Source organism: Plantibacter sp. CFBP 13570, from assembly GCF_014841395.1.
Classification (GTDB): domain Bacteria; phylum Actinomycetota; class Actinomycetes; order Actinomycetales; family Microbacteriaceae; genus Plantibacter; species Plantibacter auratus.
The window spans coordinates 1-14,139 of record NZ_JACYTW010000029.1 but is presented as its reverse complement, the minus strand read 5'-3'; the positions used below and the strand labels follow the sequence as shown (position 1 = coordinate 14,139).

19 protein-coding genes are annotated in these 14,139 nt (G+C 67.4%); 12 read left to right on the top strand and 7 right to left on the bottom strand.

The features are described from left to right. Positions 1–314: 314 nt before the first annotated feature. The 4 genes from IFT89_RS11235 (at position 315) to IFT89_RS11220 (ending at position 3,705) form a co-directional block, all read left to right on the top strand. A complete protein-coding gene (locus IFT89_RS11235) occupies positions 315–713 on the top strand; it encodes a hypothetical protein (RefSeq protein ID WP_202938983.1) in 399 nt (132 codons plus the stop codon). Beyond that, positions 700–945, top strand: coding sequence for a hypothetical protein (locus tag IFT89_RS11230; protein WP_202938982.1), 246 nt, complete (start codon positions 700–702; stop codon positions 943–945). Before IFT89_RS11235 ends, IFT89_RS11230 begins: the two co-directional genes overlap by 14 nt. Next, positions 942–1,745 (top strand): hypothetical protein, encoded by an 804-nt coding sequence (locus IFT89_RS11225; RefSeq protein WP_202938981.1) that lies wholly within the window; start codon positions 942–944, stop codon positions 1,743–1,745. The genes IFT89_RS11230 and IFT89_RS11225 overlap by 4 nt, the downstream gene beginning before the upstream one ends. Before the next feature lie 103 nt (positions 1,746–1,848). After that, the gene (locus IFT89_RS11220; RefSeq protein ID WP_202938980.1) at positions 1,849–3,705 is read left to right on the top strand and encodes a thioester domain-containing protein; all 1,857 of its coding nucleotides are present in this window, start codon (positions 1,849–1,851) and stop codon (positions 3,703–3,705) included. 72 nt (positions 3,706–3,777) lie between these two features. On the opposite strand, the gene IFT89_RS11215 is transcribed toward IFT89_RS11220, so the two are convergent. The 7 genes from IFT89_RS11215 to IFT89_RS11185 form a co-directional block, all read right to left on the bottom strand. Further along, the gene (locus IFT89_RS11215) at positions 3,778–4,971 is read right to left on the bottom strand and encodes a hypothetical protein (protein WP_202938979.1); all 1,194 of its coding nucleotides are present in this window, start codon (positions 4,969–4,971) and stop codon (positions 3,778–3,780) included. After that, positions 4,968–5,186 (bottom strand): hypothetical protein, encoded by a 219-nt coding sequence (locus IFT89_RS11210; protein WP_202938978.1) that lies wholly within the window; start codon positions 5,184–5,186, stop codon positions 4,968–4,970. Before IFT89_RS11210 ends, IFT89_RS11215 begins: the two co-directional genes overlap by 4 nt. Positions 5,187–5,251: 65 nt before the next feature. Then, positions 5,252–5,470 carry a hypothetical protein gene (locus IFT89_RS11205; protein WP_202938977.1) on the bottom strand — a complete coding sequence of 73 codons (219 nt, stop codon included), beginning with the start codon at positions 5,468–5,470 and terminating at the stop codon, positions 5,252–5,254. A gap of 197 nt (positions 5,471–5,667) precedes the next feature. Then, on the bottom strand, positions 5,668–6,198 hold the full coding sequence (locus IFT89_RS11200) for a hypothetical protein (RefSeq protein ID WP_202938976.1): 531 nt from the start codon (positions 6,196–6,198) through the stop codon (positions 5,668–5,670). Further along, positions 6,195–6,422 carry a glutaredoxin-like protein NrdH gene (nrdH, locus tag IFT89_RS11195; RefSeq protein ID WP_202938975.1) on the bottom strand — a complete coding sequence of 76 codons (228 nt, stop codon included), beginning with the start codon at positions 6,420–6,422 and terminating at the stop codon, positions 6,195–6,197. The genes IFT89_RS11200 and nrdH overlap by 4 nt, the downstream gene beginning before the upstream one ends. Before the next feature lie 295 nt (positions 6,423–6,717). Further along, entirely contained in the window at positions 6,718–6,870 is a 153-nt protein-coding gene (locus tag IFT89_RS11190) for a hypothetical protein (protein ID WP_202938974.1), read from the bottom strand. Next, entirely contained in the window at positions 6,870–7,169 is a 300-nt protein-coding gene (locus IFT89_RS11185) for a hypothetical protein (protein ID WP_202938973.1), read from the bottom strand. Before IFT89_RS11185 ends, IFT89_RS11190 begins: the two co-directional genes overlap by 1 nt. A 180-nt stretch (positions 7,170–7,349) precedes the next feature. Between IFT89_RS11185 and IFT89_RS11180 the strand changes: the two genes are divergently transcribed. The 8 genes from IFT89_RS11180 to IFT89_RS11150 all read left to right on the top strand — a co-directional run. Then, the gene (locus IFT89_RS11180) at positions 7,350–7,886 is read left to right on the top strand and encodes a hypothetical protein (protein ID WP_202938972.1); all 537 of its coding nucleotides are present in this window, start codon (positions 7,350–7,352) and stop codon (positions 7,884–7,886) included. After that, the gene (locus IFT89_RS11175; protein ID WP_202938971.1) at positions 7,883–8,920 is read left to right on the top strand and encodes a CHAP domain-containing protein; all 1,038 of its coding nucleotides are present in this window, start codon (positions 7,883–7,885) and stop codon (positions 8,918–8,920) included. The genes IFT89_RS11180 and IFT89_RS11175 overlap by 4 nt, the downstream gene beginning before the upstream one ends. 86 nt (positions 8,921–9,006) lie before the next feature. Beyond that, positions 9,007–10,530, top strand: coding sequence for a hypothetical protein (locus tag IFT89_RS20260; RefSeq protein ID WP_244650694.1), 1,524 nt, complete (start codon positions 9,007–9,009; stop codon positions 10,528–10,530). Positions 10,531–10,562: 32 nt separating this feature from the next. Then, entirely contained in the window at positions 10,563–11,096 is a 534-nt protein-coding gene (locus IFT89_RS20255) for an LPXTG cell wall anchor domain-containing protein (protein ID WP_244650693.1), read from the top strand. Positions 11,097–11,138: 42 nt separating this feature from the next. Continuing rightward, a complete protein-coding gene (locus IFT89_RS11165) occupies positions 11,139–11,711 on the top strand; it encodes a DUF6668 family protein (protein ID WP_202938969.1) in 573 nt (190 codons plus the stop codon). Between the two features lie 10 nt (positions 11,712–11,721). After that, positions 11,722–12,069 (top strand): hypothetical protein, encoded by a 348-nt coding sequence (locus IFT89_RS11160; RefSeq protein WP_202938968.1) that lies wholly within the window; start codon positions 11,722–11,724, stop codon positions 12,067–12,069. Next, the gene (locus tag IFT89_RS11155; RefSeq protein ID WP_202938967.1) at positions 12,066–12,767 is read left to right on the top strand and encodes a hypothetical protein; all 702 of its coding nucleotides are present in this window, start codon (positions 12,066–12,068) and stop codon (positions 12,765–12,767) included. The genes IFT89_RS11160 and IFT89_RS11155 overlap by 4 nt, the downstream gene beginning before the upstream one ends. Beyond that, positions 12,764–14,139, top strand: a 1,376-nt coding sequence (locus IFT89_RS11150; protein WP_202938966.1) for a hypothetical protein, incomplete at its 3' end; no start/stop codon positions are given. The genes IFT89_RS11155 and IFT89_RS11150, both read left to right, overlap by 4 nt.

Here is a 14,139-nt window from a genome sequence, read left to right as displayed (position 1 = left end):
CCGTCTTCAAAGCGACTAGACTATCCGTGATACACGGTTTCAGAACGCAAGCTGTGCATCAAGGAGGGACCGTTTTGTCGGAACGTGGGGTGGCCGGTGTGTGTGCAGTTGATCGAGCATCTCTAGATGTCGCCTCCGCGAATACGGAGGTTGAGCAGGTGGTATTTATGACGGTCTCAACAGATCAACGAGTGTCGGCCACGACCGACGCTTCGACCGCAAAAAGAGCAGATGGGTCTATGTCTGGCCCCGGTGCGAGGGGATCGGAGCCCCTGCGAAGCCCGTCGCATGTCGATGGGCCGGCGGTCGCACTCGTGGCGATCGATGACGTGCGGCGTGATGGTGGCGGCGTTGAGGTTGTTCCGCCGAGGCATGCGGTGTCGGCGCTACTGATGCCGATCGCTGTTGATCGGGATGGCCGGTTGTTGGCTGTTGGGTCTCGGTTGGAGTTCGCTCGTGAGGCTGGTTGGACGCATGTCGATGCGCGTGTGTGGGAGAGCATCGACGACCCGGGTCTGCAGTTACAGATCGAGTGGGAACGGACCTTGGGGCGCACTGACGTGTCGTTGCTCACGCAGGCCCGATATGTGCGTGAGGTGTTGCGGCCGGTGTTCGAGGCGCGCGTCGCGATGATGCACCGAAAGAACGTCGTCCAGCTGAACCGTGCAACCTCTGGTGATGTGACAAAGGAAATCTCGCATGAGCACGGATAATTTCTCACGCCGGCGTCCGCTTGGTCGAGCTGTGGTGGATCGTGCGATTGATGCCATCACGCAGGCGGATCTGGTGCTGCAGCGGATTGACTCGGAGTCGTTTCTTGCTGATGCGCTTGCGGATCCGGTGGATTTCGAGGACTGGGTTGCCGCGTCGGAGTGTCTGGAGCGTTCGTGTGTCCGGGTTCGTCGGATCAGCGCACGACTGTCAGCGAGGAGTGACGCTACGTGAGCGGTAGTCATGCGGAGGCGGAGGCGCGGTTTCGTGCTGCTCTGGCGAAGATCTTGGTGATGTCACCGGGCGAGTTCAGTCGGTCGCCTGCTGCGGCTCAGATGCGCCTTGACATTGCTGAGCACTTGGTGCCGATCGTCCGCGATGCGGTGTACCGACGGTCGGGATCAGCGTTCGTTGACGAGACGGAGTTGGTGAACATGATCGAGGTGAACTTCATTGATCAGCCGGCGAAGGCTCGACACACGGTGGAGACCTCGAACGACGCGTTTCGTTACGCGTCGGCCATCGTGCGGGAGTGGGTAGCTGCGGCCTCGGACCAGGCCAGGTTCAAGTCCCTCGGTAAGTCCTGGGTGCCGCGCTTCGAGCGAATCGACGGGCCCGGGTTCGATCAATCTGCCCTGGTGTCGGCCAGCTCCGATCCGTTGGAGTTGATGATCGCTGATGAGGTTTCCCCTCTCGAGCTCGCCGTGATGATGACCGCCCGAACTCTGGAACACCGTTCGCCAGACGCTCTCAGACCTCGGCTACACGACATCGTGGATCTGCTCGCCCATTCGAAGTACGACAAGTCGGGTCGTCAGGACGCGAAGACTCTGGAGTGCGCGCAAGCCACATTCGCCGATGTGTCTGCCGATCGACTGCGCGCTGTCGCGGCCGTCACCTGGGGAGGGCGGCCGAACCGACAGGAGACGTCGCTGCTCGGCGCGTACTTCAAGGATCCCAACTTCCAGCCCCTGCAATCGACAGCACACTTCCGGGCCTTATGGACCTACCGAAGACGCGTCAACGCGGCGTGATTCGGCGTGGGCGGAGGGGTGTGCAGTAGGTCGCTGCACACCCCTCCTGTCTGTGTATGAGGGCAACACTTCGTTGCCCGTCACCAACCACGGAAAGGTCCACATGGATCAGGCAACAGCATTCACCCGCCCCGTCCGGAGGCGGCGGGTCCGATTTGGGGCGCTCACGCTCGTGACTGCGCTCGCGCTCGGCGGTACCGCAGGCATCGGTCTCGCGGTCTCTCCGTTCTCTGCCATCACCGCGCAGGCCGCGACCCACGGGTACGGGTACGACGAGGGTTCCGGGTTCATCGGTCAGGAGCTCATTAACGGGATCGCGACGTACTGTCTCGAGATCCTCGCCTCCCCGCCCACCGGGGACAGCGCGTTCGTGGGGAATCAGGCGTGGGCGTCGATGAGTGCCGACGACAATGCTCGGGTGAACTGGGCGGTGTCGAACTACGGCCAGTACGCGGATAACAACTGGGCGGCCGCGACGCACTTGTTCGTGTGGTCTCTCGCCGACAGTGTCGAGTACAACAGTCACGGCATGTCCGGAGACACCTACTACGGCGGCCGGGTCCCGGCTGAGCAGCGTGCTGACGTGCTCGCGAAGCTCGCGCAGATCCGCGCCGACGCCACCGGCGTCACCGCAGGAGCCATCGGCGGCGGAGCCGGCCTGATAGCCCTCAACGTCGACACCACGAACAGCTACAAGGGCACACTTGAGGTCTCCGACCTCGACCCGGCGGATGCGACGGGGACGGTCACGTTGACGAACGGGATCTTCACCGACACTGGGTCGGCGACGATCGCCGGTGTCACGAACGGGATGGTGTTGCCCGTGCGGGGGAACCCGGAAGACGGCGTCGTCGATTACAAGATCAGCGGCTCTGCCACGTTCAGTAAGTCGTCGGGGTACGCCGGGCAGATTGGTGTCTACCAGTCCGCCGGCGGCGCCCAACAGCACACCGCGGGCCCCGGCCCGAAGGCCGAGCAGTCGTTCACGTTGTCTACCGGAGACCCGATGGACCGGTCGACCCTGTTCCAGCCGGTGGTGACGTCGGAGATGCAGCAGCCTCTGGTGGGGGTTGGTGGCACGATCACGGACCACGCGACGTGCGATGTTGCCGCGGACAGTGCGAGCCCGGTGTGGCGGACGAACCGCGACGGGTCCGGCGTCCGCGTGAACTGGGACGTCGCGTTCTACCCCAAAGCCGACGCTGAGAACGACCTTCCCGAGGTCCCCGCAGGCCGGGAACCGATCGGCACCGCGACCGCCGCCTGCACGGGCCCTGGCGAGGTCATGAAGGCATCCATCGTGAAACCTGCCGGGATCACCGGGCAGATCACCGCCGTGTGGTCGATGAATCTTGCCAGCCAGGACGCCGCCGTCGCACCGACGCTGCAAGCGGACTGGCACGACGGCTTCGGCCTGGCCACTGAGACGGTCACCGCACCGCGAGTGACGACGAAGGCTGTTCCGGCCGTGTATGACGGCGAGCAGTACGGCGACACCGCCGTCCACACCGACGTCGCCCTCTACCCGGACACCGCCGTGCAGACCTTCACCGCCTACAAGATCGTCGACGGCCAGAACGTTTGCGACGCAAGCACCGTGTACCAGGCCGAGTCCGCACCGATCGTGATCGGCGGCCGCACCGAGGTCCCCGGGCCCACGTTCACCGCCTCTGCCGACATGGGCGAGGGCGTGAACTGGATCGAACGCACCTACACCGACGACACCAAGACCGTCCTCCTCAGCGAGGGCACCTGCGGAGAGCCGGACGAGCAGACCCTGCGGAAGGTCAAGCCGGCCGCCGCGGGGCTTGCCTCGACCGGGTTCGACGGTTCCGGTATCGGCTGGATCGCCGGCGGCCTCGTCGCCCTCGGCCTGGCCCTCATGACCGGCCTCGCCGTGCAGCGCCGCCGCAAGCCCGCCCCCATCATGGAAACGGCCAACACCAGCGACACCGAGTAGCACCAGCTGCACCAACGACGAACGCCCCGACCAGACGGTCGGGGCGTTCGTCGTTATGCGTCGGCGGACGGACTACCCGCAGGTCCAATCCACACGCCAACCCGAACCCGAGTCATACGGGCCATTCACGCTCGCGACACCTGAACCTGGCACGGTGATGCCGCGATTGTTGTAGCTCGACTCCGAGTAGCCGCCGGCGCCTCCGCAGGCGTAGGAGGTGTACACGATGCGTGGGGGAGTGGGCGCGGCGGGTGCACCGCCGCCGGAACCGCTGTCACCGCCGCCACCGGAGCCCGAACTGCCGCCGTCGGCCGACCCGCCACCCGAGCCCCCGCCACTACCGGAACCGCTTCCACCGCCGTTGTAGTTGGGGTTGGGTTTGGCCTCACCGGTCGATGGGTCGACGTAGCTGTCGTTGCCGGCCTGGTTCGCGGCGTCGATGGCTGCTTGGGTGTTGATCGCGGTTTGGGCGTCGAGGACGGTCTTCGCGGCCGTTTCGTAGGTCTCGAGGGGTGGGATGAGGGGGTCGTTGTCGTCGATCGTGATCTGCAGGGCTGTGACGGTGTCGTTGAACGCGGTGATATCGACGGCCGGGGCGAACGCGCGGACGGCTGGTGCGTTCACCGTCACGACCGTGTTCGCGAGGTTCCGCAGCGGGCCCCGGAGGTCCTCGCGGGCTTGGACAAGGGTGTCGATCGCGGTGTCCTTCCGGTCAGTGTCCGCCTCAACGGCCCGGATGGCCGCCGCGAGGGTCTTCTGGAACGCGGTGAGCTGCTGCAGGGTTGGGTCTTTCGGCAGAATCCGGTCCACGGACGCCGGTTCCAGGGTGGTTGATGCGGCCGGTTGTCCCTCGGCTGGTGGGGTTTTCACCGCGGTCACGGCCGCGTCGAGGGCCAGTCGGGCTTGCTCGAGTTCAGCCGCAGCACTGGTGTCGAAGTAGGCGGGGGCACCGGCGACGATCGTCGCGACGGCGGCGCTGGTGTCCAGTGTCCTGGTGATCTCAGCGTCGAGAGCGATCTTCTGGGCGTTGTTGTGGATCTCAGCCTGCCCGAGCGCTTTCACCGCACCCCGGGCTGAAGTGAGCTTGTCTTCGAACTCGGCGTTTGCTGCGACGGCGTTCGTGATGACCACCGCTGTGATGAGCACGGCGGCGGCCGCGACAACCGCGAGGATCTTGCCGAGGGTGTGTCGGCGCATCCAAGCTAAGACGGCCGCCCGCCGAGACGTCGGCCGTGCTGGTGCTGGGTCGGTTGAGGTGTTGGTCATGCTGGGTCCTGTTCAGTGATGCGGCTGTTGGTGCGGCAGGTTTCCTGCGCGATGCGGCGGGTCCAGTAGTCGGCGTTGTCGCGTTCGAGCTGCTGCGCCTGGTCCAGGGGACCGACGGCGGGGTGGGTGGTGCACGCGGCGAGGTAGCGGTCACGTAGCGCCTCCATCCAGGCGAGCGAACGTGCGCTCGCACTGCCCGGCGTGCTGGTAGTCATAGGGTTTCCCTTTCGGTGTGGGTGGTGACTGCCCGGTGACCTTGCCCACCGGGGCGGGCCGTTGGTTAGTGGTGGCTGGTGCTACCGGGTTCTGGGCTGTTCGGGGAGGGCTGGGTGCGGTCGATGAAGGAGGGGTTTCCGGTGGTGTCGAGCCAGGCCAGGTAGTCCTGGTAGGGGTCGTCACCGGGGCGTGGGGTGACGGGTGCCGGTGGGGTGCGTCGGATGGGGGTGTCGAGCTGGAGGCGGTGTCGCGGCTCGGACCGGGCCGGACGGCGTGCGGTCATGAAGGTTCCTTCCTCAGGGTTGGGTGACGGGTGATGGGTGTCGCGGGAGGGTATTTCCAGACAGCCCCCTGGCGGGGCGTGCTGGTGGTGGGTAGCCGGGAAATGAGCGGCGGTGGCGGCCGAACCCAAGGGTGCTGCCGGACGGGATGGGTGAGCCGGGATGGTTCTGGCTGCGTTGCAGACGAGGATGCTGACGATCACGCGGTGGTCCGTTCTGGGTTGGTGGGTTCGGGTGGCGGGATGCGTACCGGCCAGGCGGTGGTGCTGACCGGTGTCACGGGTTGCCGGGTGCCGCGGTGCCGGTTCGCGTCGGCGGCGTGGAGGATGGCGGTCATGTGGGCTCGGCGTTGCTCGCTGGTGCGCGCACGGCGGGCGTCGTCGACGAGGACCCGGAAGAGCTCGATGCCGTCGATGAGGCGTTCGCGTTCCAGGCGGGCGGTGTGCCCGCCGAGCCAGAACAACCACCGGCCTGCCGGTGTCAGCCGCTCGAGGTGCACGGTGCGGGCGGGGACCGCGAGGGTGTTCCCGCCGAACCCGGCCGGCGCGGGGTAGCTGGGGAGACGTTCCTCGCCGTCCAGCAGCGGCACGTCGGCGTTGACGTTGATGCGGTGCCAGTGCCAACCCAACGCGTTCTGCAGCGCGTTCAGCTCCAACCGCAGGTGCGTGGAGCCGCGGCGGGTGTCGTCGGCGCCGGCCTGCAGGATCTCCGCCGGCGTGTACGGTCTCATCGACCCGGGACGAGCTCGGCGAGCTTGTCCGGGCGGAACCCGGACCAGTGGCCGGTGTCGGTGACCACGACGGGCGCCTGCAGGTACCCGAGCGCCTTCACGGTCTCCAACGCGTCGGGGGCCTCGGACAGGTCCACCACCGTGTACTCGACTTTCCCGTCGAGGAACCGGTGCGTGGCTGTGCACTGCACGCAGTTGGGTTTGCTGTAGACGGTGACGCTCATGAGTGGTGCTCCTGTCTGTCGGGTTCTCGCACCTGGGGGATTTCCCCGATAAGCAGAGCAAATGGGAATCCGGAGGAGCAGCCATAAGCGGGTACCCGGTTGGGGTGAAAAGTTCTACGTCGATGTGAGGGAGCGAAGCGACCGCGGCGCAGAAGTTTTCACCCCAACCGGGCGACGAAGTCGCCGTGTTGGGTGCGGGGGAGGAGGCCCATATGATCGGCGGTCGGGGAAATCCCGAAGCGTGGTTGTTGTCAGCGCAGCGCCGCCATCGGCGGCTCCTTCACCCCGGCCCGGTTCACCGGCCGTGCGCAGCTCGACGTCTTGTGGGGCGGTTGCCTCTCCGACGGCGCCGGTAGCGCGGGTCGAGCAGGAAGCCGAGCGCGAGTAAAGCGACGAGCGTTCCACCGAGGACGCCCCAGAAGGTCGCGGATTCGAGGACGTCTTGCATCATTCGACTGGACGCAGTCGGCGCGGCTGCACGGCGATGGGGCGTTGGAGGATGTTGTACAGCCGGTAGGTGCCCTCGGGCACCCGGGAGAGCGTGTTCTCCCGGACAATCTCCCAGCCGGCACTGGTGAGTGCCGCCATTTCTGCGTCCCATCCACGCATCATCTGCTGCTCCACTGCGCGCAGCTCCGCCGTCTCCGGACGCAGCGGGATCGGCTCAGAGCACCGGGAGATCTCCTCCATCATCGGCTCGCCGGCCTCGGTGGAGATGGGCGCGGTCTGGTTCTCGGTCTCGGACATACGGCTCTCTTCGTTGGTCTCGGCAGCACACGAATGGGTGCTCTCGTACACAGACAGGAGGGGTGTGCAGTAGGTCACTGCACACCCCTCCTGTCTGTGTATGAGGACACCTGGCCGGAATGTGCCTCATCACACGCCGGCCAGGTTCCCGCCCTGTTGTTGCCGATGAGGAGGCGCCCCATGTTGAAGACCCGTATTCGCATGATCAGTCCCGCGATGTTGAGCGGATTGGCCGTGTGCGTGCTGCTGACGTCGTGCGCCGGCACTGCATCGGTACCGACCGCAACGGAGTCCGCGCCGGTGGGGTCTGCTTCATCATCGCCTGGCGTCGGCGCCCTGATGCCGCCGGTCGAGGACGACCGACAGGCGCCGGAAGCTGCGGTCCTGACCTCGGATGATCGGGCTGCAGCGGTCGAGCTCGCGACAGCAGTAATGGCAGCGTTCTCGAGGACCGACGTCGATGCGCAGGCCTGGATCAACGGACTCTACCCGCTGCTGACGGCGAAAGCTGCCTCGCGGGCTGAGGGCACGAACCCGGCGCTGGTGCCGGTACACACGATCACTGGGCCGGCAGTGTTGAACGATCGGCCGACCCGGATTGGTGCAGTGGCGATGGTGCCGACCGATGCTGGTATTTACACCCTGTTGCTGGTGTGGGATGAGCGCGCTGGGGTGTGGCTCTGTGACCGCATCGGCGCACCCCGGGACGAGCGGTGAAAACCGTTGCGGCAGCAGTCACGGTGCTGCTGCTGGTCGGAGCGTTTTTCGGGTTGATGCTCAGCGGTGGTGGTTCGAATTGCGCGGCCGCGCTCGTCGGTACGGCCGACGCCGCGAACGCACCGGCCGACGGTGTTGCGGGGTTCACCGGTGACCAGTTGGTCAACGCCGCCACGATCATCAACACCGCTGCCAGCATGGGCTTGTCCGGCCAGGCGCAGATCATCGGCGTCATGACCTCGATCGGTGAGAGCAGCCTGGTCAACATCGGTTACGGCGATGAGGACCAGGGCGTGACGAATCCTGACGGTTCACCGACGTGCTCGGTGGGGTTGTTCCAGCAGCAGTGGTGTCTGGGTTGGGGCACTCGCGAGCAGGTCCTTGACCCGGTGTATGCGTCGACGCAGTTCTTCACCCGTCTGGCCGGGGTTGCCGGGTGGGAGTCGCTGGAACCGACGATCGCCGCGCACCGGGTGCAGGGAAACGCCGACCCGGACCACTACACCCGGTTCCTGGAGCCTGCCCAGCAGATCGTCACCGCCCTCACCGGCAACGATGCGTCGCAGGGTGGGTGCACGGACGACCCGTCCACGGCGGCCGGCGATGACTACCCGTGGCCAAACGAAGCGCCCGACACCGAAGGTGGCGGGCTGTCGCCGCTGCGGTACTACTACCGCGAGTGCGTGGACTTCGTCGCCTGGCGGTTGAACCGTGACGCCGGCGTGACGGCGGCTCCATGGAAGTGGGACTGGTCGACGCTGACCCCGATGGGCGGCAACGCCATCGACTGGCCTGACTCCTGGGCCAAGAACGGTTGGGCGACCAGCCTCACCCCGCGGGCCGGGTCGGTGGCCTGGTGGGGGACCTCTGCCGGTTCCTACGGCCACGTCGCCTACGTGCAGGCCGTGAACCCGGACGGCACGGTCGTGCTCGAGGAATACAACTGGGGCCGGCCCAAGCACATGTACGGCACTCGAACCGTCCCCGCGACCAGCGTCGACCTGTTCCTCTACGCACCTGGAGGTGCCGAATGACCCCGACACGGGTATCCCCATTTCCCAAGTTCACCGCCGAGCTACTCGCACCTGACGGACCCTGTTTCTCGAAGAACGGCATCCCGGTGCACCTGGCCGCGGTGCCGGTGGAGCAGCTGCGCCCGGCGATTGTCGCCAGGTGCACCGCAACCGCAGCAGAGCTGAACCGCCCCGTGCTGCTGGAGATCACCGATACTCCCAGCGCCGCATATGCCGTGTGGCCGGATGGGGTGTTGAGCCCGGTCCAGGGAGGCGCAACCAGCCGGCACTCGGCCGAGCCATCGACACTCACCGGGCCGTGCCGAGCGTGCGGGACCGCCGTGCCCGTGCAGGCCGCCTCGTGCCCGCGCTGCGGGTGCACCGACCCCTGGGCGGCATTCACCACTGCAGAGCCTCACATCACGGCAGAGACGATCCAGGACGCCCCTGACACTGTCTCCGGGCCGACGGTCGTGCGGGCATCCGCCCCGGTGCTTGTCGCCGGACCGGCACTAGGAGGCCGGGCACTGTTCACCCGTCGGCGGGTGTTGATCGGTGGGGGTGCGGCGCTGCTGGCGTTACTCGGCGCCGGCGGGGCGGCAATTGCCTTCACCGCATCCGGTCGCCCCAGCGCGCCTCGCCCGAGCTCGACGGCTAAGACCGTCGCCCCGGTGGTCACGGTGCCCGGTTGGGCGCGGGTGCCTCTGCAGGAATTCGGCCGGTTCACCGCAGTGGGGGATGTGGCATTCATTCCGGAGACGGCGACGATCGGCTTCGCCACCGGTGCCGAAGCCGTCCTCGTGGATGCTGCCTCCGGCACGGTCCACACCCGGCAGTCCTGTGCTGCGGCCGGGATGTACGCGGCGCTGATCGACGGCAGCTGGGCGGTGATCGCGGTCACCGGCCAGAGCGTCCATCTGTGGGCCGGGAGCAGCCTGGAGCACGCCGAGATGCCTCTGCCCGCCGGTGGCAAGCTTAGGATTCGGGGTGGGTTGCCGTTCGTGACTGACGGCACCTCGAGCTGGCGGGTAGCGGCGACGGGGTTGGTCCCGATCGTGAGTCCACGTCCAGGAACGGCGCTGATCGGGCAATCGGCCTCGGGTCTGCTGTGGGCGTCCGCCCGAGGCAGCGTCATCACCGCCGACGACGCCGGCACCGCGTTGCAGGAGCTTCCGCTGGCACCAGTGCCCGGGCTGTCGTTGTCGACATGGCTCGGGGTCCTTCCCGGCGTGGTCCTCACCGCTTGGGTCGATGGGCTCGGCAGCCAGAACGTCGTCGCGCACCACAGCGAAACCGGTGAAGTCATCGGCACTGCCGCCGCGGGAGCGGTGACCGCGGAGTCGGTCGTGACCGCACCCGGCAGCAGCACCGCCGTGATCGGTTCGGCGCTCGTTGACGCAGACGCGGCGACCGTCACCGGAATCCCGGCCGGGTTCACTGCATCCACTGCACTCGACGGGGTGTTCCTCGGCACGCACGAGCAACGCCCTGCCCTGCTCACCGGGACCACGGTCGAGGCCATCCCAGCACCGGCGGCGACGGTGCTGGGGTGCACCGGTACCGGGCTACTCGTGACCAGCACCGGCGGGCACCTGCAGGTGTTCGCCCCCGAAACGTCCACGTCCAACTGACGCGGATCCGCAACACCACCCAAGGAGAACACATGTCCACATCCACCAGCCACGCCCGGCGCTGCAACACCGCCCTCGTCCTCCCAGCGGTCGCGCTGGGCATGCTGAGCGCCATCGCGCTCGGACCGGCCGCCAACGCCGTCGCCGCTACACCGACCTCGGCCGCCACCGTTGTTGCCCCGGTCGACCCCGTCGATCCCGTCGACCCCGTTGATCCGGTCGACCCCGTCGACCCCGTTGACCCGGTCGACCCCGTCGACCCCGTTGACCCGGTCGACCCCGTCGACCCCGTCGACCCCGTCGATCCGGTCGATCCCGTCGACCCGGTTGGTCCGGTGACCCCGGCCGATGGTGGGGCGCCGGCGGACGAGGGGAGTTCTTCGGCCGATGACTCCGACGACGACTCCAGCACGTGGAGCACTGGCGATGACCGTGCCCGGCTGGCAGACACCGGTGCAGGCGAGACGGCGACCACGCTGCTCGCCGGTGTCGGTGTGCTCGTCGCTGGTACTGGAGCCGTGCTGCTCGGCCGGCGCCGACGGTCCATCGATCTCCCCACGGTCTGATCGGGGCCTCCGGTGAACGGTGACGCGTGGTTGGAGGGAAGCTTGCCGGCACCCGCTGCCGAGCCCGAGCCTGCTCAGATCCGGCCGGAGACTCCGGCCCGGGCGGTGGCCCCGCACAGCGGAGTCATCGCCCCGGCCACACACGACCGGCTGCCGAGAGCGACCGTCGACGGCCAGGCCGCGTGTTGGCTTATCGGCTGCCACGGCGGGGCCGGCACCACCACCCTCGCCCAGCTTCTGCAGCTCCCGGAGCTCAGCCGCGCTTGGCCGACACGAGCCGACGGCAGGATGCTGCGCACCGTGCTGGTCGCCCGCACCAACGACGCGGGCCTGCGGGCCGTGCAGACCGCGGCCACCCAATGGGCTGCGGGACTTCTGCCCGACGTCGACGTGCTCGGCGTCGTGTTCGTGACAGACGCCCCCGGCCGCCTCCCGAAACCGCTCCGCAAACGCGTCCGGCTCGTCGGCAGCGTGCTTCCGCAGTCCTGGCAGCTCCCGTGGGTGCCGGCCTGGCGGGAGAGCCCCGCAACCGAGACCAGCATCCCGGCGGCGGTCCGGACTGTCCTCGAGCGCATCACTCAGTCCATCAACAACCCAGCAGTTCCATCTCTCTGAAAGGCATCACATGTTCCTCCTCCACCTCATCTCCGACGTCATCGCGGCGGCACCCACCGGTGTCCACCAGGCTCTGTCGGATCCGTCCCCGATCACGGCCGTCGCGACGTCCTACACCCCGACCGACAACCCGCCGCTGCCGGGGGAGTTCACGAAGAAGGTTCGCGATGTCCTCGGTATCGCGAAATGGGTGCTGGGGCCTGCCGGTGTGCTGGGTCTGATCATCTTCGGAATCACCATGGCCATCTCCGGTCGCCGCAACGACGGTGATGTGGAGCTCGGCCGGTTCGGGAAGGTCATCCTCGGCGTCTTGATCGGCTCCTCTGCGGTGGGCATCGTCGGGTTCGTGATCGCATGAGCCGGCGCAGCAAGAAGATCACGTTCGCGTTGAGCATCGGCGTCGTGGGCGTCATCGCCGTCACCGGTCTCGCCGTGGGCGGTGTGCAGCTCATGCGTGGCACCGGTGTCGCACCGCCGGCATCAGGACAGGGCGCAGCGCCTGGCCAGGCCGTGGTGCCCGTCGGTGATGGGTGCAGCAACCAGCCGGCCGTCACCGAGGGCACCGTCAGTGCAGCACCCGAGACCACCTGGGCGTATCTCGGGCGGGTGGCGGTGCCGACGTCGCCGCAGGCAGGACCGTTCGAGACGGCGGACGATGGGTTCCCCAGCTGCTTCGCGCACACCCCGGAGGGGGCACTGCTGTACGCGGCGAACATGGTCGCGGTCTCCTCGGACCGGCCAGTGGCGTCCGCGAACGCGGAGCAGATGTACGCCGAATCGCCCCGCAAAGCAGAGGTGGTGAAGACCGAGCAGGAAAACTCGACACCGAACACCGCCGCCGCGCTCTCGCTGGCCGGGTTCCGAGTCCTGCACTACGACGGCGATATGGCGGCGATCGACACCGCATGGCGGGTCGGACCAACGCTGCTCTCAAGCGTGTACTTCGAAGTGCGCTGGGAGAACGGCGACTGGCGGATCGTCCCACCGGCCGCGGACGGTTCATCGATCGTGCAGCTGCCCAACCTCGGCGGCTACATCCCGTGGAGTGCGTCGTGAGCTGCGCCGCCGTCGACCCGATGTGTTGGGGTGCGGAAGCGGTGCAGAACGTCGCTTCTGGCGCGTTCGGGAAAGCGCTGCAGGAACTCAACGGCATGCTCTTCACCGCGGTCGGCAAGATCGTCGCAGCGTTGGCGTCCGGATGGATCGCACTGCCGAGCCCCGCATTGTCGGGCGGGGAAGCCCCGGCAGACGCAGCAACGACCGATTTCGTGTCCAAGCAGGTCAACGACGTGCTGGGGGTGATCGCATGGGGCGCTGCGGCGATTGCGGTTGGGTCCCTCATCGTCTTCGGCATCCGTCTCGCCCTCTCCCAACGCCGCGGTGACGGCGACACCCAGACGGGCCGGTTCGGTGCGATCCTGACCGGCGCCCTCCTGGTGTCGATGCCGGTCTCGATCGCAGCGTTCGTGTTCAACTCGGCCCCACCTGCAGCTGCAGGTGGGGCCGTCGGGTTCCTCCAGGAACAGCTGTGGTGGATCACCGGCGCCATGGTGATCATCAGCGTGCTGATCGGCGGGGCGAAGATGATGATCTCCCAGCGTGGCGAGGCCGGCAAAGAACTCGCCATGGCGTTGTTGCGCACCCTCGTGGTCTCCACCTCAGGGGTGTTCGTGGTGAACCTGTACGTCCGCGTCATGGACAACTTGGCGTTCACGGTGCTGAACAACGCCACCGATCAGGAGTTCGGTGAGCAGATCATGCGCGGCTTCGCCGTGACTTCAAGTGTGGGTATCGGTCCGTTGATCCCGATCGCGGCCATGACCGTGGCCAGCGTCTGCGGGTTCGTTCAACTGTGCGTGTTGCTTGGCCGCAACTTCGTGCTGGTCATCCTGCTGGGCGCGTTCCCGTTGGCGGCGTCGTTCACGAACACCGAGCAGGGCATGGCCCTGTTCCGGAAGTTCGTCGGCTGGGTGATCGCGTTCGGTGCCTACAAGCTCGCCGCGGCGATCTGCTACGCGGCCGCGTTCCAACTGTTCGCCACCACCGGCTGGGATCCGTCCGGCATCGCCCAAACCGCGACCGGGTTGCTGGGCATGCTGTTGGCGTTGTTCGCGCTGCCGGCGCTGCTGCGGATCTTCTCCTCAATCACCGGCGGCATGGGTGGCTCCGGCGGTGGGGCAGGGCTCGCGATGGCTGGCGCCGGGATCGGCCAGATGCTGATGGAGGGATTCTCGGCCAGCGGGAAGGGCGCATCCGAGTCCGGCTCGGTGCCTGAGGGGGCCGCACCGACCGTGCCGCAGAGCGCACCGACGGGTATGCCAGCACCCAGCGGCGCAAGCACCGCCGCGGCGACTGAGGGTGCCGGTGCGGCGACAGCGGCCGGAGCTGGTGCTGGTGGTGCAGCCGCTGCCGGAGCTGGTGCCGGCGG